At 36.8% G+C, this 23,621-nt stretch carries 21 protein-coding genes; 13 read left to right on the top strand and 8 right to left on the bottom strand.

Annotated elements, in window-relative coordinates; all coding sequences use genetic code 11:
- Positions 1 to 25: 25 nt before the first annotated feature.
- Complete coding sequence (locus tag F981_RS10525) at positions 26 to 1,516, top strand: surface lipoprotein assembly modifier (protein WP_004721326.1); 1,491 nt, start codon at positions 26 to 28, stop codon at positions 1,514 to 1,516.
- 173 nt (positions 1,517 to 1,689) lie between these two features.
- Here F981_RS10525 and F981_RS10520 read toward each other — a convergent pair whose 3' ends face one another.
- On the bottom strand, positions 1,690 to 2,385 hold the full coding sequence (locus tag F981_RS10520; RefSeq protein WP_004721323.1) for an alpha/beta hydrolase: 696 nt from the start codon (positions 2,383 to 2,385) through the stop codon (positions 1,690 to 1,692).
- 201 nt (positions 2,386 to 2,586) lie between these two features.
- Here F981_RS10520 and F981_RS10515 point away from each other — a divergent pair, with 201 nt between their 5' ends.
- Entirely contained in the window at positions 2,587 to 3,483 is an 897-nt protein-coding gene (locus F981_RS10515; RefSeq protein WP_004721322.1) for an AraC family transcriptional regulator, read from the top strand.
- A gap of 229 nt (positions 3,484 to 3,712) precedes the next feature.
- Complete coding sequence (locus tag F981_RS10510; protein ID WP_004721319.1) at positions 3,713 to 4,090, top strand: hypothetical protein; 378 nt, start codon at positions 3,713 to 3,715, stop codon at positions 4,088 to 4,090.
- 99 nt (positions 4,091 to 4,189) lie between these two features.
- On the opposite strand, the gene F981_RS10505 is transcribed toward F981_RS10510, so the two are convergent.
- On the bottom strand, positions 4,190 to 5,425 hold the full coding sequence (locus F981_RS10505; protein WP_004721317.1) for a pyridoxal phosphate-dependent aminotransferase: 1,236 nt from the start codon (positions 5,423 to 5,425) through the stop codon (positions 4,190 to 4,192).
- 221 nt (positions 5,426 to 5,646) lie between these two features.
- On the opposite strand from F981_RS10505, the gene F981_RS10500 reads away from it, so the two are divergent.
- Positions 5,647 to 5,826 (top strand): hypothetical protein, encoded by a 180-nt coding sequence (locus F981_RS10500; protein ID WP_004721316.1) that lies wholly within the window; start codon positions 5,647 to 5,649, stop codon positions 5,824 to 5,826.
- A 101-nt stretch (positions 5,827 to 5,927) separates the two neighbouring features.
- On the opposite strand, the gene F981_RS10495 is transcribed toward F981_RS10500, so the two are convergent.
- The 3 genes from F981_RS10495 to F981_RS10485 form a co-directional block, all read right to left on the bottom strand.
- A complete protein-coding gene (locus F981_RS10495; protein WP_004721315.1) occupies positions 5,928 to 7,379 on the bottom strand; it encodes a sensor domain-containing diguanylate cyclase in 1,452 nt (483 codons plus the stop codon).
- A 187-nt stretch (positions 7,380 to 7,566) separates the two neighbouring features.
- Positions 7,567 to 8,979 (bottom strand): sensor domain-containing diguanylate cyclase, encoded by a 1,413-nt coding sequence (locus tag F981_RS10490; RefSeq protein WP_004721313.1) that lies wholly within the window; start codon positions 8,977 to 8,979, stop codon positions 7,567 to 7,569.
- Between the two features lie 409 nt (positions 8,980 to 9,388).
- On the bottom strand, positions 9,389 to 10,168 hold the full coding sequence (locus F981_RS10485; protein WP_004721311.1) for an A1S_2505 family phage non-structural protein: 780 nt from the start codon (positions 10,166 to 10,168) through the stop codon (positions 9,389 to 9,391).
- Between the two features lie 177 nt (positions 10,169 to 10,345).
- On the opposite strand from F981_RS10485, the gene uvrB reads away from it, so the two are divergent.
- The 8 genes from uvrB to F981_RS10445 all read left to right on the top strand — a co-directional run bounded on the left by uvrB (position 10,346) and on the right by F981_RS10445 (position 19,964).
- Positions 10,346 to 12,367, top strand: coding sequence for an excinuclease ABC subunit UvrB (gene uvrB, locus F981_RS10480; protein ID WP_004721309.1), 2,022 nt, complete (start codon positions 10,346 to 10,348; stop codon positions 12,365 to 12,367).
- Between the two features lie 137 nt (positions 12,368 to 12,504).
- Positions 12,505 to 13,095 carry a lipocalin family protein gene (locus F981_RS10475; protein ID WP_004721307.1) on the top strand — a complete coding sequence of 197 codons (591 nt, stop codon included), beginning with the start codon at positions 12,505 to 12,507 and terminating at the stop codon, positions 13,093 to 13,095.
- A gap of 144 nt (positions 13,096 to 13,239) precedes the next feature.
- Positions 13,240 to 14,169: an EamA family transporter RarD gene (gene rarD / locus F981_RS10470; RefSeq protein ID WP_004721306.1), complete on the top strand. Its 930-nt coding sequence runs from the start codon at positions 13,240 to 13,242 to the stop codon at positions 14,167 to 14,169.
- Between the two features lie 112 nt (positions 14,170 to 14,281).
- Complete coding sequence (locus F981_RS10465) at positions 14,282 to 15,982, top strand: hypothetical protein (protein ID WP_004721305.1); 1,701 nt, start codon at positions 14,282 to 14,284, stop codon at positions 15,980 to 15,982.
- A 356-nt stretch (positions 15,983 to 16,338) separates the two neighbouring features.
- Positions 16,339 to 17,796: a glyceraldehyde-3-phosphate dehydrogenase gene (locus F981_RS10460; protein ID WP_004721304.1), complete on the top strand. Its 1,458-nt coding sequence runs from the start codon at positions 16,339 to 16,341 to the stop codon at positions 17,794 to 17,796.
- 148 nt (positions 17,797 to 17,944) lie between these two features.
- On the top strand, positions 17,945 to 18,406 hold the full coding sequence (locus tag F981_RS10455) for a hypothetical protein (protein ID WP_004721303.1): 462 nt from the start codon (positions 17,945 to 17,947) through the stop codon (positions 18,404 to 18,406).
- Between the two features lie 130 nt (positions 18,407 to 18,536).
- On the top strand, positions 18,537 to 19,271 hold the full coding sequence (locus tag F981_RS10450; RefSeq protein ID WP_004721302.1) for a hypothetical protein: 735 nt from the start codon (positions 18,537 to 18,539) through the stop codon (positions 19,269 to 19,271).
- A 12-nt stretch (positions 19,272 to 19,283) separates the two neighbouring features.
- Positions 19,284 to 19,964, top strand: a complete 681-nt coding sequence (locus tag F981_RS10445; protein ID WP_035371575.1) for a hypothetical protein — start codon at positions 19,284 to 19,286, stop codon at positions 19,962 to 19,964.
- A 60-nt stretch (positions 19,965 to 20,024) separates the two neighbouring features.
- Here F981_RS10445 and F981_RS10440 read toward each other — a convergent pair whose 3' ends face one another.
- Complete coding sequence (locus tag F981_RS10440) at positions 20,025 to 20,876, bottom strand: SDR family oxidoreductase (RefSeq protein WP_004721300.1); 852 nt, start codon at positions 20,874 to 20,876, stop codon at positions 20,025 to 20,027.
- 126 nt (positions 20,877 to 21,002) lie between these two features.
- Here F981_RS10440 and F981_RS10435 point away from each other — a divergent pair, with 126 nt between their 5' ends.
- Positions 21,003 to 21,377 (top strand): winged helix-turn-helix transcriptional regulator, encoded by a 375-nt coding sequence (locus F981_RS10435; RefSeq protein WP_004721299.1) that lies wholly within the window; start codon positions 21,003 to 21,005, stop codon positions 21,375 to 21,377.
- Between the two features lie 68 nt (positions 21,378 to 21,445).
- On the opposite strand, the gene F981_RS10430 is transcribed toward F981_RS10435, so the two are convergent.
- Complete coding sequence (locus F981_RS10430) at positions 21,446 to 22,087, bottom strand: DUF2238 domain-containing protein (RefSeq protein ID WP_004721297.1); 642 nt, start codon at positions 22,085 to 22,087, stop codon at positions 21,446 to 21,448.
- Between the two features lie 101 nt (positions 22,088 to 22,188).
- Positions 22,189 to 23,577, bottom strand: a complete 1,389-nt coding sequence (gene purB / locus F981_RS10425; RefSeq protein WP_004721294.1) for an adenylosuccinate lyase — start codon at positions 23,575 to 23,577, stop codon at positions 22,189 to 22,191.
- Positions 23,578 to 23,621 lie beyond the last annotated feature (44 nt).

The raw sequence follows: 23,621 nt of genomic DNA, 5'->3' as shown, positions 1-23,621 counted from the left end.
TTTATTCTATCTGGTGAGTTTATAGATGAAAAAAATAGTATTGCTTGGTGCCGTATTGCAGTGTGGACAATGTGTTTATGCAGCGGATGATACCAGTATCAGGTTAAATCAGGAAATTAGCCAACAGCAATATCAAAATGATAAGAAACTACTCAAATCAGAAGACCCTAAAAACACACAAGCATTACCGAATCTGATCATACAAGGTCAAGAATATGTGGTTAAGGATGAACCCGCAGAAGTCGCATATGCACTTTACTTGGCAGTGATGCAAAAACAATGGCAAGTGGCTTTAAGCTATCTTGAAAAATATAAAAAATTTCCAAATTATGATCAGGCTTTGACTGAGTTCGCTGAGGGCGTCATGGCACGAACACAGGGGAATTTAAGTTTAGCTGAGAGTAAACTTAAACATAGCCTAGAGATTCAATCCAATAATTTAATGACCCAACTTGAGCTGGCTCGTGTCTACACCGAACAACAAAAAAATCAGCAAGGTCAACAGTTATTCCAGCAGATTCAATCTCAACTGGCTCTGTCTACAGATCCTGCTGCCCAAGGTATTCGTCAAACCGTAGAGATGTATCTCAAAGGGCTTAAACAACGAGATGAATGGCATGGTTCATTGGCTTTTGGTTCACGTTATGCCAGTAATGTTAATAATGCTTCCGATAAATACGACATTATTACTCGCTATGGTATAGATCCAGATACAGACGAAGTGGTGCCTATAGAACGGATCAGACGTGGCACACCTGATGCGATCAGTGCACAAGGTTTGGACTATGAAGCGACCTTAACTAAACGATGGTCGCTTTCTGGACAACATGGCATTGCATTGCGTGGATTATTCTATGGTCAAGTTTATCCAGAGCAGACAGATTATAATGAATTAACTTTTAACTTAAATGCGGGTTATAGTTATTACAATGAACGTAATCAAGTCTTGATTGCACCCGTATTTGAACATAAATACTATGCCCACGACCCGCTGTATAGTGCCTATGGGTTAAGGGGCGAGTGGATGCGTTTTATCTCTAACGACAAAGCCGTCAAGTTAGAAGCCGAATTGAAAGATATAAATTATTCCCAGTATAAAGGCCAAGATGGCTTGGAATATTCAGTCTATTCAACCTTTTGGAAAATTTTACCGAGAAACTGGACGCTATTTGGCGGACTGGATTTTGTCGACCATAATACCCAAGAGCAATATTTCACAGCTTATCAGCAACAGGGCATACGTTTAGGCCTTTCCAAAAACTTTGACTCAGGTTTTAACGCAAATATATTTAGTTCTTTCCGTTGGCGTCAATTTGATAAATTTACTCCGGTATTGGAGGCTAGACGACATGATTTTGAACAAAACTATACTTTGATTTTAAGTGCACCTCGTTGGGCTTTTTATGGTTTAACACCTAATCTCACTTATCAATATAATCAAAATAACAGCAATGTAGAGTGGCTATATTCTTATGATAAACATAATGTTAGTTTAAAGCTGGAGCATCGGTTTTAAAGTGTTGTAGAGGTTTTATCTCTATTTGAGGAATTGAAACCGTATAAAAGTGGTCTTCTTACTGAATTCTAATTTAGAAATTTATATAGCCAAATTGAATTTCAATAAATCTAAGTTTTAAATGGGTCTAAGATATAGAGGAAATCTGTTGATTTCCTCTATTCATTCATCATTTATTGAGCAAGAAAGCTGACAGCTTCCTCAATCAAGTCTGAAATTTCTTTTGGATGTGATGCCAAAGAAGCATGACTTGCATCTAGCGAAATCACTTTTTTTGCATTTAAGCGTGCAGACATGACTTTTTGATTTTCAGGGTGGATCATTCGGTCTTGAGTCGAGATTTGATACCAAGATGGTTTCGTTTTCCATGCTGGCGTGGAAATCGTATCGCCAAAAGTGCTTGCTACTGGCGCTTTCTGGGTGACACCCATTGCAAACCCTTCATCTTTAGTTAAATCCTGACAGAAACTTTCATGGAATTTATCTGCTTTAAGCCAGAGATAACCATCACTGTCTGGTTCTAAGTTTGGTGCAGCCTCAGGTAAATGTTGTTGAGTAATGCCACCAGGACTTTCGTTTGAGTCAGGCGCAAAAGCAGCAATATAAACCAGACCTACAACATTCGCTTGATTGCCAACTTCCGTAATTACAGCGCCACCATATGAGTGACCAACCAGAAGCACATCTCCTTTAACTTGCGCAATCATTTTTCTTGTTCGTTCAACATCTTCAGCCAGTGAGCTCAGCGGGAGTTCTACTGCACGTAATGATTCATAACCTCGGTGAGACAGCTCAGTTACGACTTTACTCCAATGAGCAGCGCCTCCCCAAAATCCGTGTACGAATATAATTGTCGGTTTATTACTCATGTGTGTCTCCTAGCTAAATGCTATTGTATTTGTTGAGCTAAATGGTTGAAGAATTTTTGTATAAAGATTGGATAGATACTGAATGTAATTTTTATACTCAAAAAAGCTTCTATAAACGATTATTCATGTTTAAATTCACTTTAACAATAACAGAAACACCAATGTTTTTGCAGAAACACTTTTTAGGAATTGTGACAAAGAATGAGAGATGAATATGCTGAAAAAAGTGCTTTAACGGATCTATTCTTTGATATTTATCAGTTTGCAAAAATATCAGGTGAGATCTATGACTTCGCGCGATTTACAGATCAACAACAGTTAAGCTTTAAACAGGATTATGCATATATCCATATCGTTCAGCAGGCGACATGCAGACTTAAAGTAGCAAACTCTAATCTAGATCTGGTTTTAAAAGCAGGGGATATTATTGTTCTACCTTCAACTGGAGAACACACGATTGAATTGTTGGATGCTGAAAACCAAGCAGCCGCTGTGATTAGCTGTATTTTTAAACTCAGCGGAATTTATGGTGCAGCCATAATCGAGGGGTTGCCTCGTTATATCCATGTCCCATCGCATAATGATAATGGTAAAATTGCAGAATGGGTGCCAATGACTGTTGCTGCGATAAAGCTTGAGCTTGAGCATCCTAGCCTTGGTAGTCAAGTGATGCTTTCACGAATCATTGATCTTCTATTGGTGTGGTCAATACGGTTTTGGTTGGTAAAGGCAACCATTGAACATAAAAGTTGGATTGTTGCTTTACGTGACCCTGCGATTAGTAAAGCATTATCTTTGATGCATGATCGTCCTGCTTATGCATGGGATGTGGAAAATTTGGCTCAATCCACCCATCAATCACGTTCAAGTTTTGCTAAAAAATTTGTTGAACAAGTCGGTGTTTCTCCAATTCAATATTTAAAAAATTGGCGGATGAGACTGGCAAGTCAGTTTCTAAAAGAGACAGACAAAAATATCTTTCAAATTGCTGAATTAGTAGGATATAGCTCACAAGCAGCATTCACTCGTGCTTTCACACAAACATATGGATGTGCACCGAAAGTATTTAGAGCGTCATTGATACAAAGTGATCAATAAATACAAATGATCAAAGTTAGTTTTTATGCTTTAAAACGCGCTTTAACACTGAATCGTATTTAGCCAAACTGATCTGGAACAGCAATAAAACTTGAAGATTTAGGCTAGATTTCAGATTTTTATTAAAGACTTGCTTAGATTGGTTAATGTCATAAATGTAATTCCCATGACCGTGAATTGTATAGTTTCGACCTCTAGAATGAAATGATATCTCAATGGGAAGAATGACATGAAAACTTTAATCAGATTAACTGTTATTGGTCTTTGTAGTGTTTCAAGTTTAAGTTTTGCATCACATCAAAATACGCAAGAAATACGCATTGATCACTTTGGTACAGGTAGCGATGGAGATAATACGTCAGGTCTTTTATTGAAAGAGCCAATAAAACTTGTGCCTTATTCAAAGCTTGATCAAAATAAGGAGCCGAGAATTGAACATTATGGCACAGGCAATGATGGAGACAATACCACAGGGTTATTATTAGTCGATCATGAAAAGTACTATGCGGCAAACACATCTACTGTACAAGTTGATACTGTACGTATAGATCATTACGGTACTGGAAATGATGGAGACAATACCACGGGCTTGTTACTCAAAGATTAATTTATAAAAAATATAGAAGCTTGTTGATAAGTAAGATCAACAAAGATAAAAAAATGGGTGTAATCAATACACCCATTTTTCATTTAAACAAATCTCGTCTTATTGCGCTGCTTTTTCAGCTGCGATTGAAGCAATTGCTGCATCAACACCGTCAATAGAATCTGCAGCTTTTTTAATACGAGCAAGCGCATCAACAAGTACTTCATCAGCAGTCGCATAAGAAATACGCATATAGCCGCCTAAACCAAAAGCATCACCAGGAACAACAGCAACACCAGTTTCTTCCAACAACCATTCTGAGAATTCTGTGCAAGATTTTAAGCCTTTTGCACGAATCAAAGGACGAATGTTGGCATAAGCATAGAATGCACCATCAGCAGGTAAGCAGCTAATCCCTTGAATTTCATTCAAGCCATTCACAACTAAATCATGACGACGTTTGAACGCTTCAATCATCGGTTGAAGTACATCTTGAGGACCATTCAATGCAGCTTCAGCAGCAACTTGTGAAATCGAAGTTGGGTTTGAAGTTGATTGTGATTGGATTTTTTTCATTGCGCCAATCAATTTTGCAGGTCCTGCTGCATAGCCGATACGCCATCCAGTCATTGCATATGCTTTAGATACACCGTTAAGCACGATAACACGCTCATAAAGATCAGGAGCTACAGTAGCAATATTGTAGAATTCATCATCCCAACGGATCGGCTCATACATATCATCAGAAGCAACATAAACTTGAGGATATTTACGGAGCACTTCTGCTAAAGCTTCAAGCTCAGCTTTGCTGTAGATCATGCCTGTTGGGTTAGAAGGACTATTTAATACCACCAAACGTGTTTTGTCTGTAATCGCAGCTTCTAGTTGAGCAGGTGTAATCTTGAAACGTTGTTCTTCACCACATTTCACGATGACAGGAACACCTTCAGCAATGATCACCATATCTGGATAGCTTACCCAATATGGCGCTGGAATAATGACTTCATCACCTTTGTTTAACAAAGCAAGTGCTAAGTTAAAGAAAGACTGTTTACCACCGCAAGACACTAAAATCTGATTTGCAGCATAGTCAAGATTGTTATCACGTTTTAGCTTCGCAATAATTGCTTTTTTAAGGCCTGGTGTACCATCAACAGCGGTATATTTGGTAAAACCGTTGTTAATCGCTGTAATAGCAGCATCTTTGATGTGTTGTGGGGTGTCAAAATCTGGTTCGCCAGCGCCCAATCCGATTACATTTTTACCCGCAGCTTTTAATTCAGCAGCTTTGTTGGTAACAGCAAGCGTTGGAGACGGTTTGATGGCATTTACACGATCAGAGAGACGTACGTCCACGGCATTATTCCTTCTTATAGGGATTAAAAAAATAAAAAGCACATTATCATAGCCTAATTTTTCATGTTTGGTCGTCTAATATCTATGCAAATTCAATAAATATTCATCAAAAGCAGAAATTAATGTATCAAGAGAATACAAATAAAAGCGAAAGTTTAAGAGCACTCGCATCAAAGCTGAAATTTACGTACAATATAGCCAGTTAAAATTGAGTGAATCACATGAGCACCCAAAATACTCCCAAAAAGAAGCCATTGGTGAATTTACCATTTCCAATGCCATCATCTTTAGAAAATGATGATGATGTTGCCCACAACAACGTCCGTCCTAAACCTGAGCAATATGCAGATCGTACTTGGATGCCACCTCGTGGTACACGCCGTTCGATGGGAAAACGCTAAGTGTTTGAGATATAAAAATAGGTGCTTGATGCACCTATTTTTATAAAAAGAATTAAAAAGAATCTTTTACTTAACGCTATAGCATTTATCCTTGTGGAATATTAAGCACTACCATTTAACATTTCCGTGACATATTCATAATAATTTTTTTTCTTTTGATACATCAATAAATCTGCACGTTTCAACATATTGTCTATACTTTCATTTGCAGATGTTGTTGCATAACCAATGGCAATACTAATAGGCTGTGACGAATAATATTGATTGTCGATATTGAGTAATTCTTCAATGGTCATAATCATCGATTCGACGGTCTGTTCATTTGCCGCAGGCATAAGAATCACAAACTCATCTCCACCAATACGAGAAGCGGTATAACTTGTATTGGCAATGGTACGAGTCAGAATATTGCCCATTCGTCGCAGTAATTCATCACCAACATCATGACCCAACTGATCATTGATGGCTTTTAAACCGTTCATATCAATAAAAATGGCTGAAGTCGGACGCAGTACACCACGCTCTAAACGATTAATTTCCTCTGTATAGAACGAACGATTAAATAATTTAGTCAGAACATCATGTTTCCCCAGATATTCCAAATACGTTTCTGCTTTTTTCCGTGCAGTAATATCAGTCAATGCAACTTGCACTAGACTCCAATCATGTTCATAACCTGGGAAAACAGTGAATTGGAGCAGTACATTTCGTACTGAACCATCCAATGCATAATTTACAGCTTCACGTTGATGATGAATTTTACCATTCCATAGCTCAATCAGTTGCTCACGGAAAGTCTGATACATCTCTTTTGCAAATACTTTATTTAAGTTTTTAAACAGGGTTTCTTTGTCTTTGGCTTTAAATAAATCAAGGGTTGCTTGATTGACATCCAATAAGATGATGTCTTCGATACACTGGTTTACAAAGTCGGTATGTACATCTAAGAAGGTGCGAAAATCTTCGATACCAATTTCACGGAGTTGGTCTATGCGGAGTCTTACACGACTAAAATCTTCAACCCACAACGAGGTAGGCGAGTAAATAAAGCGAGATTCTGCCAGTTGGCGATTTTTTTCTTCTAAACGGCGCGCATTTTGATAGTCCGTAATATCTTCAGTGGTGATTAAAACCCGGTCTAAACTGGCTTCTGAACCCGGCATGATGATACCGCGTAATTTTATGTCTAATTTTTTGCCTGAAATCGTGTAATTGACAGTGGTATTTGAAAACTCAGGTTCTCCATTCCAAAGTGCAACCAGCTCTTTGATATGTGAGTGCAGCATTTCTTTCTGAAAAATAATATTTAAGTTCTGATACAGGTGTTGCTGATTTCTGGCTTCAAATAAATCTAAGGTTTTTTTATTGACATGAAGAATCTTAATTTTATGTGCGCAAGCTGTAATCTGATCTGGATTTTCTTCTAAAAAGCTTTGAAGATTTGTGATTCCTTGGCCTTTCCACTGATTAAATTGTTCTCTTACTTCGCTATAGTCCTCTATCCACATCGGGGTAGGTGATATATCAAAAATAGAAGAATCAGAAAATTCCATTATAAGATTCTCGTGTGTTGAGCGGTGATCTAGAATGTTTGAAATATATCCTAAAAAAGAGCGATATAAAATAATAAAATCCAAGTTATTTATTACTTATTGTATTTTATGATCGCTGGTTATCCTTTTATTGGGTTTGCATTGATGTTGGTTAATTTCAATTAATTTCTTTAATTCTTAAAAGACATTAATCCGTATTTAATAAATAATATGCTTGCTTATTTTGATACATAATTTGATCTGCTTTTTTTAATAAATCATCAATATTTTTATAATGGCTTGTTGTCGCATAACCAATCGCAACATGAATTGGATGTTGAGGATTGTTCAGTCGATCTATCTCTAATTCTTGTTGAATGATCTTAAGTAATGTTTCTATATGCAGATGATTTGATTCAGGCATAAGAATCACAAATTCATCACCACCAATACGCGAAACAGAATAAGGTGTTTTGATGGTGGATTTTTTTAACAGATGTGCAAAACGTTGAATCAGTAAGTCGCCGACATGATGTCCCTGTAAATCATTCACTCTTTTTAAACCATTGATGTCTAAATACATACATGAAAGTGAATTAAATTTTTGAGATTGTAAGCGTTGAATTTCACCGATAAAAAATGTTCGATTATATAACTGCGTTAATTGATCATGTTTACTGGCATGTTGCAGATGATCTTCTAATTTTTTTCGTTCCGTTAAATCGGTAAAGGCAATTTGCACGGTATCCCAGTTATGTTTTGAATCTGGAAAAATAACAAACTGTTCGAGTACATGCAGCAAATCTCCATTGATTGACTGGTATTCACATTCTCGTTTAAGTTGATGATGATCATTCCATAAGTGTAATAATTGTTTATGAAAATTTTGTTGATAATTCTCTCTAAAAATATGATTTAAATGCTGATAAAAATGTTGTTCATTGTCGGCATTAAATAAGTCCAGTAAAGCTTGATTTACACCAACTGATCGGATGTTTTCAAAACAAAGAAATAGAAAATCTGGATTTTGCTGAATATATTGATCTAAGTCAGTGACATTATTCGCTACTAATTGATTAAATAATGATTTTATTTTGCTGTAGTCTTTGACCCAGAGGGCAGTGGGTGAATGCAAAAATAGGGATTCTGCAATCCGACGTGCATTTTGACACTGAGAGATATCTTCCGTGGTTAATAAAACTCGATCCCAGCTTTGTTTCGCATCCTTTAAAATATTGGCTCTAAGTTGGATATCAATTTTTTTGCCTTTGCAGCTAAGGTTGACCACTTGAATCGAGCAATCTGTTTCTTTATTCCAAAGCGCTGAAAAAAATTGGATATGTAATAGTTCAGTATTTTCTGTATGCATTTCTGGAAATTTTTCTAAAATCTCCGCTAAATCATCAGCTTCATATAAAATCAGGGTGCTTCTATTGATATGAATGGTGCGGATCGCTGCCAAACAAGGTTTTAAACGGCTAGTATCTTCCAATAGATGTTGCTTAATATCGGAAATACCTTGCGCAGTCCATTCATCAAATATTTTTTTTATACCACTAAAATCTTGTAGCCACATGGCAATTGGAGACAAATCAAATATTGTTAAATCCATTTGCTCCATATATTTTCCAAAAAATTGTTTATTAATTTAGGGGCTGTTGACATTTCATAAATGGCTTGCGTTGTAGGCTAAAATTGAGCAGACAAGGCATGAAACGAAGAGAATAGCGAGACTATTTTCGAGTGTCATAACGTAGGCTGAGATAATTTTAGCCACAACCCTGAGCAAGAACAAAGCACTGCTTTGTTTGCAGCGCAAGGCGCAGCGGGGGACTTGTGTGTTTTTTGCCGCTACGTCGTTACGAACTACTCATTTAGAATGACTAAATTTCGTACTTCGTGCCTAGTATCGCCTAAAAAATACACGTAGTCGCAAACATAGACGAATTGTTAACAACCCCTGTTTAACTATATAACATAAGTAAAAACTTAACATAAATAGTTGTTCAATTAAAAATAATCAAAGCATTTTACTTTTTAGCCCGATGTTCTGCTTTTGGTGCAGCAATAGTACGCTGACCAGTCCATACTGCAATAAAGTCTGTTTCATTTAAATTATAGAGTTCTAAAAGTGCTAAAATAGCCCCTCCAAAAATCATTGAACCTTCTGAATTAGATTGAAATTCAAATATTTTTCCATTTAAATTGTGCAGGATATCTTGTATTTCAAAAATACGATCTCGACCATTACTGTCGTTAGGATACATTGGCGTATTGAGAATAATCGTTGCAAGGCTTTTTTCAGCTTCAGTTAAATCTAAGCTTTGAATCTTTTGCTCTATATCTGAACTAAATATGACGTCATCAGTTAAAAAACTATGCAGTAATTTTTGCGTGAGCTTAGGCAAGGTTTTTTCTACAAATGGACGGAATGAAGCAGGGAAGATCACATTGCGTGAAATACCTTTAAACATCGGCGCGATTTCTTCGACTTTATAGCCTGCAACACCACAACCCACCGACGTAATAAAATATTTCATCTTCGGGTGATTTTTTGTATAAATTTTAAAATCATCAATATAGTGTTGAATTTGCGAAAGTGGCATTTGTTGTAAATGTTCATTCATGGTCGGTATAGCAAAACTTTGTCCTGCCCAGCCACGTCCAACACCTTTGGTTGCGCCAAAATGTAAATGTGCTGTTTTTGCCGCACCGCCTTGATGAGTACCCGCCATATTACTACCAAAAACAAACACAGTATCTTCTGGCAAAGTTTTGATTATGCTTTCATCATGATAGTGATATGTCATGTTTTTCAATCTTTTAATTGGCTTGTTTCCATGTTGCTATTGAAATAAAAAAGGGTCAAGGTATTTGTTGAATATTGTGTAAAAAGCCCCATCTAGAATAGGTGTCAATGTATGGGTTTAATTGGTTTCTGTTAAACTACTGTGGCTTCTTCCCGATTGGTTAAAGAGTGAATTATTGTGAGTGAACATCAACCTTTTGAACTTGTTACAAATTATCAACCTGCTGGGGATCAACCACAGGCAATAGCAAAATTAGTCGAAGGCATAAATAAAGGTTTTCACGACCAACTTCTACTCGGTGTAACGGGTTCAGGGAAAACCTATACCATGGCAAATGTGATTGCACAAACGCAACGTCCAACTATTGTCATGGCACATAACAAGACTCTCGCTGCACAATTATATGGTGAATTTAAAGCATTTTTCCCAAACAATGCAGTTGAATACTTCGTTAGTTATTATGACTATTATCAACCTGAAGCTTATGTACCATCTTCGGATACTTTTATTGAAAAAGATTCAGCAATCAATGATCATATTGACCAAATGCGTCTCTCTGCTACACGTGCTTTATTAGAACGCCGTGATGCCATTATTGTCGCTTCAGTATCCGCAATCTATGGTTTAGGTGATCCCAATGCTTATATGAGTATGTTATTGCATATTGTACAAGGGGACAGAATTAGTCGTGATGACATTATTCGCAGACTTGTTGAAATGCAATATACCCGTAATGAGCTGGAATTTTTACGCGGTACCTATCGTATTCGTGGCGAAATTATCGATATTTTCCCTGCTGAATCGGACCAACATGCAGTTCGGGTTGAGTTGTTTGATGATGAAGTCGATTCAATTCGATGGTTTGATCCAATTACTGGGAAAATGGTCCGTAAAGCACCGCGTATAACAATCTACCCAAAAAGCCATTATGTAACGCCAAAAGACAATTTGCAGCGTGCAATTGGAACGATTCGTGATGAATTGGCTGATCGTTTAGTGTTCTTTAAAGAACATGAAAAACTCCTTGAAGCACAGCGGATCGAACAACGGACCCGTTATGATTTAGAAATGATGCAACAATTGGGTTATACCAATGGCATTGAAAACTACTCAAGGCATTTATCTGGTCGCCCAGCGGGTGAAGCACCTCCGACATTATTTGACTATATCCCTGATGATGCGTTACTGATTATTGATGAATCGCATGTGACAGTTCCACAAATTGGGGCAATGTATAAAGGTGACCGTTCACGTAAAGAAAACTTGGTCAATTATGGTTTCCGTTTACCTAGTGCATTGGATAACCGTCCGATGAAATTTGAGGAATGGGAGCGTATTGTTCCAACCACCATTTATGTCAGTGCAACACCTGCGAAATACGAACTGGAAAAATCTGAACAAGTTGCAGAGCAGGTGGTACGTCCAACAGGATTGGTCGATCCAGAAATTGAAATACGTCCTGTATTGACTCAAGTGGATGATGTACTTTCAGAAATTAATATCCGTAAAGAACTCGATGAACGTGTGTTAGTCACCACCTTAACCAAGCGGATGGCAGAGGACTTAACTTCATATTTAAAAGAATATGGAGTGAAGGTGGCTTATTTACATTCAGATATTGATACCGTTGAGCGTGTCAAAATTATTCACGAACTGCGGACAGGAGTACATGATGTTCTGGTCGGGATTAACTTGTTGCGTGAAGGTCTGGATATGCCAGAAGTATCGTTGGTTGCCATTCTTGATGCAGATAAAGAAGGTTTTCTTCGTTCTGAACGGTCGTTAATCCAAACCATCGGTCGTGCCGCTCGTCATTTAAAAGGTAAGGCGATTCTATATGCTGACCGTATAACTGATTCGATGCAGAAAGCCATAGATGAAACTGATCGTCGTCGGGCCAAACAAATTCAATTTAATGAAGAGCATGGCATTATTCCACGCAGTGCTGTTCGTCAAGCAATTAAAGAAATTGATACTGGTGAAGTGATCAGCGATGATCAAATTGAAGCAGGTATTAGTGACCAGCATCAGGCTTTAACTGCGGATGAGCGTCATATTTTATCTGATCCAAAACTCTTTACGAAACACATTAGCAAGCTTGAAAAAGAAATGCTAAAAGCGTCTAAAGAACTGCAATTTGAACAAGCTGCGCGATTACGTGACGAAATTGTGCGTTTAAAAACCAGAATGTTAAAGTAATTGTCTCATTGTGAAATGATTTCACTTTTGTGCTTGCTGTAGCTTTAGCTCGAACAAGGATACATAAAGCTACAGTCTAAGTTTAAATTTCTGATTATTTTATAATAAATAGTAAAAAGTAATGCTGAGGGTATAAGGTGCAATTATTTAAAATATTACCCAATTCTTATGACTTTAAAAAATTAATAATCGTATTCGGGATGGTTTTTTCGAACTTTTTTTATCCAAAAGTCTATGCGGAAAATTCGACTTTAGCTGCGATTCCAAAATTGGAATTGGGTCAATATTTAGGGCTATGGTATGAAATTGCCCGCAAGCCAATGTATTTTCAAAAAGATTGTAAGTCTGATGTGACTGCACGATATACCGTGAATGAATATGGCAATGTCGCAGTTGATAATCGATGCGTAGATCAAAATGGACAAGAATTACGTTCATTGGGTGAAGCATTTATCAGTAATGAGCCGTTTAATTCAAAATTTAAAGTAAGTTTTATTCCCGAAGCGATTCGTTGGATGCCGGTGGGACGTGGTGATTATTGGGTGTTAAAAATTGATTCAAACTATCAAATGGCTTTGGTGGGAGAACCGAAGCGAAAATATTTGTGGTTGCTGTCTAGAGACCCTCATCCAGATGAAACAAAAGTAACTGAATTTCTTCGTTATGCGCAGACTGTTGGTTTTAACTTAAAAGATCTGATTCGAACCAAGCAGAACGCACAAGAATAATCAGAAATTTAAGCCGATATAGTTTGAATATTTCGATATTTGCAAATCTTGAGTTTGGAAAAATAATTGAATATTCAAATTAATTTTGGGTGAAGATGTTTATAATGCCTAAGAATTTATTTGAAAATCACCGTGAGGCGACAGATGTTTAAGGGCGTCGTATTGTCTGTATTGGCATCTGTAACATTTGGGGTCTTATACTTTTATACCAAATTGCTGGGCGATCTAGATAGTCAACAAACCTTTGGTTGGCGGATTATCGCCACTTTACCGTTCCTGACCTTATTTATGTTATTGAGCGGTGATTTTGTCCATGTTAAAACCATTTATCATCGAATGGTCAAACAACCTGCTTTATTACTTTTATTAATCATCACTTCTATTTTGACCTGTTTCCAACTTTGGCTTTTCCTTTGGGGGCCGATGAATGGACGGGGCTTACAAGTATCGCTTGGATATTTTCTTTTACCCTTGGTTCTAGTCCTTGCAGGTAGCATTTTTTATAAAGAGAAATTATCTAAATTCCAGATGGTTGCCGTTGCTTTTGCGGTGCTTGGAGTAGGGCACGAATTATGGCGTTTGGGCACTATTGCATGGGAAACCCTCAGTGTTGCATTGGGCTATTCGCTTTATTTTCTGGTGCGAAAAACCATTAAAACCGATAATTTAGGTGGCTTTTGGTGGGATATTTTAATTTGTATTCCCATCGCAATTTATTTCACTCAAACAGGATTAGATGCTTATAGCCAATTTGCTGATGCACCGGTTTTAATATTTGTGGTTGCAGGACTTGGAATACTGAGTGCGATTGGTTTAGGTAGCTATATTTTGGCGAGTCGCCATCTACCGATGGTCTTGTTTGGATTGTTAAGTTATTTAGAACCTGTCTTGTTGGCCTTAGCATCCTTGGCGCTGGGTGAGTCTATTTCAGCAGATGAATGGTTTACCTATATTCCAATTTGGTGTGCTGTGGGGGTTTTGGTATTGGAGGGGATCTGGCATCTCTATCAACAAAACAATAAACGGAAAAACTTAGCCTTGAATATCGAAAAATTAGACGAAAGAATAGGTTAATCAAGAAAAAATAAATTGATAATTATTGGACTATAATTTTTAAAAGTGTTAAATTCATCTCATTAATCTATGTTTTAATTTGGTTTTTGAGTAAAAAAACGCTGAATATATTATGAACACAACAATAATTCCCTATCAAACACGGGCAACCTTATTGCAATTAGAGCCTAGTACCGATTTAAACTGGGAACAGGTTTTGTGTGATGTTTTTGACGAAGCCAATATCGAAATACGCGAAGAGATTGAGCGTCAAATTTTAAGACCGAAAGAAATTCAATGGAACAAAGGCAATAACAGCTTTGAATTTAAAATCACAAATTCATTAGAAAATTTAAAATATACCTTTGAAAATGAGCGAATGCGTTCCATTGCAACCAAACTGAGCAACTCAATCAATTGGTTAAAAAATATTACAGATAGTATTCAGATTGCAGACTATTTAGAAAATGCGTTGTATCAAATTGATTTGATTTCGGTGGATGATCATCTAAATTTGCAGCGAGAAAAATTACTGATTCGTCGTGTTTTTTTACAAGATGTGGCGAAATTGATCCGTACATTAAATATTGAAGCGCCAGCAGGTATCCGCAACTTAACTTCTGATCAAATTAAATGTTTTATTATTGAAGTGTTTATTAAACAACAATTATTGGGTTATTGGTTTAAGCCCTTATTGACCAAATCATCTGAATTAATGAAACGTCCTTTTTTTAAGTATTTTATTTTAAGAGAACAACGGATTCGTAAGTTTGAGATTGTTAAAACCTCTGAATTTATCTATTTAATTGCACCAATTGAAAATTTTGAACAGAATCCTTATTCAATTCGACGCTTTTTGTTTGAAGAAAATATTGAATATAAAAATCAGGTCTATGTAACGGGTTTGGTTCTCGATACGGATCAAATGAGTGAAAGTGAATATCGAGATAGCACGGATCTTTTGATTCAGAAAATGGTCACAATTCAGCATCAAGTCCATAGAGATGTGATTGAAATTGTGCAAGAATTTGAAGAATTCACTGAAAACAAGCTCTTGCCATTTTTGATGGAACCCCTTGGAATGGTGGGGAAAAATAGTGATACGGTTGCACAAAACCATATCAAAACCATTGAACAGTTGCTCACGGCCAATATATTGATGCCTTTAAGAAATGCGGTTAAAAGCGATTTATCACATATTGAAGAATTTGAATATTTGTTTATGAGTGTACATCGAATATTTTCTGAAATTTTATCGCATTATCGTGACTTTAAAGAACAACCCGCATTATTTTTTAATTCTCATGTACAACTGTTTGAATATCGTCTGCTGGCTTATTTAAAGCTATTGGAAAAGCGTAAAGATGAAATTTTTATTCCAATGAGTCCGCGAGAGTGGCAAGTCATGCATGAACGCTCTCAACAACCGATTAGAAAACTTCAAGAAATTATCGCTGAGCAAGTGAAGGATTATAGGGCTTTAGACAGCTATGTTAAGCAATTAAAGAATGAACAGCATGAAGTAGAAGGCTCACTGTTAAAAAAAATGATCAAAGGTGGGAAAGTTGAAAAGGATATTGTTCAAGCAAACCATGCCGCAATGTTGATAAAAAAACAAACCTATTTAGAGGTATTAACTGTCCCTAAAGGTTTAGCAAAGTATAGTGTATTCATCGAGTTTGAAAGCCTGACTTCAATGAGTGAATTGGAGCGCCATTACGCATTTCCTTCAGGGGACAATGGCATTATTCGCTTTCCTTATTTAATGAAGCTGCCTGAAAATTTAGCTGATTTTGATTTAGAAGAATTTAATGCGTCGATTAATGATGATTAAAGCGCGTGTTAGGGGCTGAGTAGAAAGCTCAGACTAAGCGCGATAATAGGATGTTTAACGAAGCTACATCAGCTTTATTTTTTTCTTTTGTCTGGTTTGTTCTTTCATTGTTATCTGGTTTATTTTCCTCTTACTCTGCTAAAGTCAATATCAATACTAAAAATCTACATAGATGTAAAAAATCGAAATGGCTAAAATATTGTTTAGAGATCAAGGCATAATTTAAAATAAAATACCCAGTATGACAAAATATTATAAAAATGTATCACGATTTGATTTCAACTAAATGAGAATTACATTACAATTATGGGGTTTAAAAATCCATGTCTAGATATACATAAATAGAGGACGTATCTGTGAGCAAAGACACTATCATCGCCCTACATGCAGAGCACCAAGGTCGCTGGAAAAACCGTGAAGAAATCGCGGAACGTATGATTGCATTAATCGGTCAATTATACCGTGAAAAAAACATTGTGACTTCTGTGTACGGTCGTTCTTTAGTGAACCGTTCAGTAATTCAAATTCTTAAAGCACACCGTCGTACACGTATGATGGATGTTGAGCTTTCTGTTGTACATACTTTCCCTATTTTAGAAGCTTTAGCGAAATTAGATAATATCGGTTCTGCTGAAGTTGATTTAGGTAAACTTGCAGTTGAATATAAAGAAAAGGGTGGCGATATTGATGCATTTGTTGCTCAAGCTGTTCAATCTTTAGAAGGTCGTCCTGCGCAAGTTGAGCCTAAAGATGTTGTTCTTTATGGTTTTGGTCGTATTGGCCGTATTTTAGCGCGTTTAATCATTAGCCAATCAGGTCTTGGTCGTGGTTTAAGCCTTAAAGCGATTGTTGTACGTAAATCATCTGATGGTGATTTAGAAAAACGTGCTTCATTGTTACGTCGTGACTCAATTCATGGTCCATTTGCAGGAACAATTTCTGTTGATGAACAAAATGAAGCAATCATTGCAAATGGTAACTTTATCAAAGTGATCTATGCGTCTAGTCCTGCTGAAGTTGATTACACAGCTTATGGTATCGACAATGCACTAGTGATTGATAACACGGGTAAATGGCGTGATATCGATGGTTTATCTCAACACCTTAAATGCCCTGGCGTAAGTCGTGTTGTGCTTACAGCGCCTGGTAAAGGTGATATGAAGAATGTCGTGTTTGGTGTTAACCAAGCAGACATCATTGATTCAGACAAAATCATTTCTGCTGCAAGCTGTACAACTAACGCGATCACACCAGTTTTAAAAGTGTTAGAAGACAAATACAAAGTGATTAATGGTCATGTGGAAACTGTTCACTCATTTACAAATGACCAGAACTTGATTGATAACTACCACAAAGCGGATCGCCGTGGTCGTGCTGCAACTCTGAATATGGTTATTACAGAAACAGGTGCTGCAAAAGCTGTTGCGAAAGCATTACCTCAGTTACAAGGTAAATTAACAGGTAATTCAGTACGTGTTCCAACACCAAACGTTTCACTTGCTATTCTTAACTTAACACTTGAGAAAGAAGTAGATCGTGAAGAAGTGAACGAATATATTCGTCAAATCTCGATCAACTCTAACCTTCAAGGTCAAATTGGCTATACCAACTCTACAGAAGTTGTATCGTCTGACTTTATTGGTTCGCGTACAGCGGGTGTATTTGATGCACAAGCAACAATTACTTCTGGTAACCGTTTAACAGCTTACGTTTGGTACGATAACGAAGTTGGTTATAGCTGCCAAGTATTGCGTATTGCTGAACAAGTATGTGGCGTAAGCTATCCAAAAGTACCGGCTGAAACAAATGCATAATTTGTAAGAGTCGTCGAAAAGGAGCTTCAAATGAAGCTCCTTTTTTTATATTCAAAATTGATGATATATGGTTAAATTCAAATGAAAATTACCATTTGTCTCAGCAATTTGACTAAAAACATTTGATTAAGAAATTAGAGAAAATAAAATGAAAACAAAAATCTTATGCATCATGATGTTATTTACTTGTTTTGCTACACATGCAAAATCCTTAGAATTACGTCCTTTATTAAAAGATCGTTTTGAACAAAACTGTGCAATTCGGCAGCAATATGATTTTCATAATGAAGATACAGAACTGATTGCATCACTTAAACACTATACGATTGATGTAAAATATGTGGATAAACAGGTATATGACTCAACCACTTATAAATTAAAAAATGTCACTTATGCTGGCATTCCTATTCGCAAAATAGAGTTTAGTTTTGGTCATCCAGCGCAACAATACAATGAATATTTATATTATGATCTGAGTGCTACAGCAGCAAAGCAGCGATTTGAAACTCTAAAATTCAATCAAAATCATGAAAAAGGCGATGTGAGTGTTGAGTATAAAAATAATACAGCAATTGTGCAGTGCTATTGGTTAGCTGATTTTTCGAAATAATCCGTAGGTTAGATATCAATTGTTTATTAATTAAACAAAACTCTTCGACTTTTATACATAAAAACGCATATTAATTCACATAAGTATTTAAAATGAAAAATAATTAAGGATAAAAATTAAGGACAGGATTTTGCAGTTGAAGCAAGTTATGGCAGGAGTTGCCTTTATTCTTATTGCTACAGTGTGTGGTGTATTGATTGCAATCTGGGTATTTAAACATTTTAATATTTATATTCCACTTGAAAATCAAGCTGTACGTATCGATTTAAAAGAGCCTTTACAAGCCAAAGTACAAATTCATGACGCATTAGATGTGGATGTCAAAGGAAAAGTGAAAGCTGAAATTCCTATTCATGAAAAGCTAAACTTACCGATTACACAAACCTTAACCCCACATGTGTATTTTGATAATGAAGTCCCAATTCAAACCACAATTCCTGTGAGTGAAGTGATCAAAATCAATCAGGATATGCCGATTGATACCAAGGTTAAAGTCACTGTTTTAGGCAAAGATATTACTTTACCGTTAAAAGGGAACATCCCGATTCATATGGATGTGCCGATTAATTTACAAGTGCCACTCAACCAAAATATTCATTTAAAGTTTGATGCGCCTGTAAAGGTTTTACTTAAAGAAAATTTACATGTGCCACTTGATGCGACATTAAAAACCAATATTCCAATTCAAGGCCACCTCAATGTTCCTATTAAATCAGCACTTCAAGCAACAGTAGATGTTCAAAATACATTACCGGTAAAAATTGAAAAAGGGCAGCTTAAAATTCCGCTCAATAGTTTAAGGCTATCACGTCGCGATCATCCGCCAGTAGAACCACAACAACCACAGTCCGAAGCTTTAAAATAGGGTGGTATGGAAATGTGGATCTTTAAATCTATACGAAATTTGTTGTTCACTTTTATCAGCGTCGTGTTGCTCATTGCACTGTGCGTTTGGTTATATTTGAATATTCATGCCTCAATGCAGGTTTCTGCACAAAGCGCACAAATTCAATTGTCGGAATCTTTACCGACAAAAATCCATGTGGGGAATTATTTACAAACACATGCACAAGGCGCTTTAGATACTGAGTTGACGATTGACCGTGAGTTGGCTTTACCTTTGAAAGGCAAATATTTGGCTAATTTAAGTTTTGTTGTGACAACGCCGATTGAGGTTGAGCTTGATTATGAGACTGATATTCAGATTGAAACGCTAATGCCATTAGAAACAACTACCGACTTGGTTTATCAAAATAAACTGTTGCCTCAATTTCCTTTAAAAGTGGATATTCCGATTAAACTTTCGGTGCCATTTAAGTTAAAACGACGATATCAAGTCCCGATCAAGATTATGTTTGATGGACCCGTTTATTTAGAATTTGATGAAGTGATTCATTTATATGTTAAGCATAAACTTAGACCAATACTGAATATTAATGATCCAATGACGATGAAAAAAATTGCGGTGTTCCGTGCAACCATGTACAACACAGAAAGGCAGTCCCTCGCAGATCTAGAGATGAATATCGATTTCCCTATCAAAAATATTCATCCTTAATTACTCAGTATAGCATGGGCTTAAATTTTGTATTTAAGCCCATGCTCATCTTTAAAATACCTAAAATAAAGCTTTAACCTGATCCTGAATATGCGTTGTTTTACGACCAATCAAATGTTCCAAGTCTTTACTTTCACTATACATTGCACCATTTACAGTCTGTACATCTGCATCAACAATAACCGTTACAAGTGCTTGGGGTAATCCTGCTGTGAGAAGCGCCTGAGTATAATCTTCTGGGCTGATATCTTGATACTGTACAGTTTTACCTGATGCCAAAGCGATATAAGAGGCTAAATCTGCAAGGGTAAAATGATTTGAACCTGCAAGCTCATAGGTTTTATTTTCATGTCCTGAGGAAGCAAGGACTTTGGCTGCAGCTTCAGCATAATCTAAACGAGAAGCTGAACTGATTTTTCCATTTTGAGCACTGCCGTAAAGCGTTCCTGTTTCCGCAGTATGCTTAACGTTACCAAGATAATTTTCGCTATACCAATTGTTGCGTAAAAACGTATATTTCAAACCACTTTGCAGAATAAGTTCTTCTGTTTCACGATGTTCTTGCGCTAAACCGAGTGGGTTATCTGTTGCATTGAGTAAGCTGGTATAGGCAATGTGTTCAACTTTGGCTGCGACTGCGGCATCTATAACTGCTTTATGTTGTGGGGTACGACGACCAATTTCATTGGCTGAAATTAAAAGTAATTTATCTACATTGTGTAAAGCAGGTATTAATGTTTCAGGTTGATCATAGTTAAATAGGCGAAGTTCAATCCCTTGTTGTTTGAGCGACTGTGCTTTATCTATATTTCGAACCAGCGCCACAATATTTTCAGCAGCAGTATGTTGAAGTAAGGCTTGGATCACCAATTGTCCAAGTTGACCCGTTGCACCTGTAATTGCGATTTTCATAAATTCACCTTTAAATATGATTTAAATTGGATGTTTTTTAAACTTGATGTTATTATCATAATCATTAAACTTACTATATGTAAGTACGTACCTAAAAGTAAGCTAATTACTGTGTAGAGAGAATTTATGAGCATCTATGCTTCAAGTGATTTAATTGGTCAAGTTTTATCCAGTCAGTGCCCATCTAGAGAAATATTGGAGCATTTAACCAGCAAATGGTCTGTATTGGTTTTACGTTGTTTAAATGATGGTGTACAACGTTTTAGTGAACTGCGCAATCGAATTGAGGGGATCAGCGAAAAAATGCTGGCACAGACATTAAAAGTGCTTGAGCAAGATGGCTTTATATTGAGAACGGTTTACCCTGAAGTACCACCGAAAGTAGAGTATCAATTGACGATTTTAGGTGCACAAGCGGCTGAAAAATTAAACTATTTGATTGGTTGGATCGAGCGCAGTTTGCCCGATATCTTAGAGAATAAACAAAGATTGCAAAAGTAAAACTCAGTGGATTCTATACTCACCAAGAACTTGATCGCTGAGTGAGTATATTGAGAGGAAAGTCCGTATTATTGAGGATGATTCCCTTTTGTCGCAGCTTTTAAAGAGACTAGTCCTGTCATGATTGCACCAATGGTGGCTAAGAACATATCCTTATGTGCATCCCATATATCACCTTGTTGCCCATTGTAGTTTTCAGCTTCTTCTGGAGATAGGCCAATGGCAATCCACCATTCAATCCATTCATAAAATAAACTGGTTGCCATAACAAATTGAATGACCAATAAAAATAAGGTTTTAGGCTTTAAGCTTGGTAACCAGACTTGGAAAATTCGGTAGAAAAATGGGTAAAGGAATAAACCATAGAACAAGTGTACAAAGCGGTCAAACATGTTACGTGTCCAACCCATTGCTTGATTGAGATCAAAATGTAAGTATTTGATTGACCAATCATTATAAGGCACATAAGAATAAAGATAATGTGCTGCAATGACATGAATCACCAAGAAGAGGATATACAATAAAAATGATGAAAATGTCAGCCCTATTTTCTTTAGACAGAAAAACAGGGTAATCAGCATGAGCAAGGTGCCAATCTGATGCAGCATGTAGGATGGATATTCTAAAGGATTGATACTGGCAAGAATGATTGCGATTGCAAGAATAGCAAGAACAAGCCAATGTTTTTTTGTTAAGGCATGATAAATCATTATGGTATTTTCTAAAAATTATTACTGCGCATTGTAATCAAAAAGCAAAAAAATGCGAAGCATTGGCTTCGCATTTTCAGGTCTTTTAGAAGATTAAAAGCTTAGATTTTAGCAATCAAATCTTTAATTTGTTTGGCTTGATCCGCAGCATTACCCGTGTAAGTCGCAGGGCTCATTTCAGCCAAACGTGCACGATCAGCAGCAGGTACGGCTTCAAGTTCAGTGCCATTGACAAAATCAACCATCATGTCACGTGTCATCGCTTGACCGCGAGTCAATGCTTTTAATTTTTCATATGGTTTTTCAACTGCATAACGGCGCATTACAGTTTGGATTGGTTCAGCCAATACTTCTTGAGCATGATCAAGGTCTTCAAGAATACGTGCTGCATTAAGCTCAAGTTTACCAATACCTTTTGAACATGCTTCAAAAGCAATTAAACTTTGTGCCAAGCCAACACCCATGTTACGTAATACAGTCGAGTCGGTAAGATCACGCTGCCAACGAGAAATTGGTAATTTTTCGCCTAAGTGGGCTAATACTGCATTGGCAATGCCCAAGTTACCTTCAGAGTTTTCAAAATCAATTGGATTGACTTTGTGAGGCATTGTAGAAGAACCGACTTCACCTTCTTTTAAACGTTGTTTAAAGAAGCCTAAAGAGATATAGCCCCAAACGTCACGGTTAAAGTCGATAAGAATTGTGTTAAAACGACGTAAAGCATCGAATAATTCAGCGATGTAATCGTGTGGTTCGATTTGAGTTGTATAAGGGTTGAAGGTTAAACCGAGTGATTCAACAAATGCTTGTGAGTGAGCAGGCCAGTTGATTTCTGGATAAGCAGAGTAGTGCGCGTTGTAGTTACCTACCGCACCATTAATTTTGCCCAATAATTCAACTTGTTTAAATTGTTTGATTTGACGCGCTAAACGATATGCAACGTTGGCCATTTCTTTACCCAAAGTCGTTGGGCTCGCAGTTTGACCATGGGTGCGTGATAGCATTGGTTGTTCTGCATGTGTTTCAGCTAAAGCCACAATAGAATCAACAATTTGTTGCATAGCAACAACTAACACTTCACGACCATTTTTCAACATCAAAGCATGAGAAAGGTTGTTGATGTCTTCTGAAGTACAAGCAAAGTGAATAAATTCGCCTGCATTTTTAAGCTCATCAATATGTGCAATTTTTTCTTTTAAGAAATATTCAACCGCTTTTACATCATGGTTAGTGGTACGTTCAATTTCTTTAATACGGTTAGCATCATCTTCCGAAAATTGAGTAACAATGGCATCTAAAGCTGTATTGGTTGCAGCAGAAAAAGCTGGAACTTCTGTGATTTCAGGACGATTCGCAAGCGCTTGTAACCAACGCACTTCAACAGTCACACGAGCATGGATTAAACCAAACTCAGAGAGGTAAGGGCGTAATGCATCGCATTTGCTTGCATAGCGTCCGTCTAGTGGAGAAAGTGCGGTTAAAGCGTTCATAAAGATTCCTTAAATTTTGGAATTAGAGCGAATGGCGTAACTCG

Origin of the sequence: Acinetobacter guillouiae CIP 63.46, assembly GCF_000368145.1 — a bacterium.
GTDB lineage: Bacteria > Pseudomonadota > Gammaproteobacteria > Pseudomonadales > Moraxellaceae > Acinetobacter > Acinetobacter guillouiae.
This window is presented reverse-complemented; position numbering and strand designations above follow the sequence as displayed.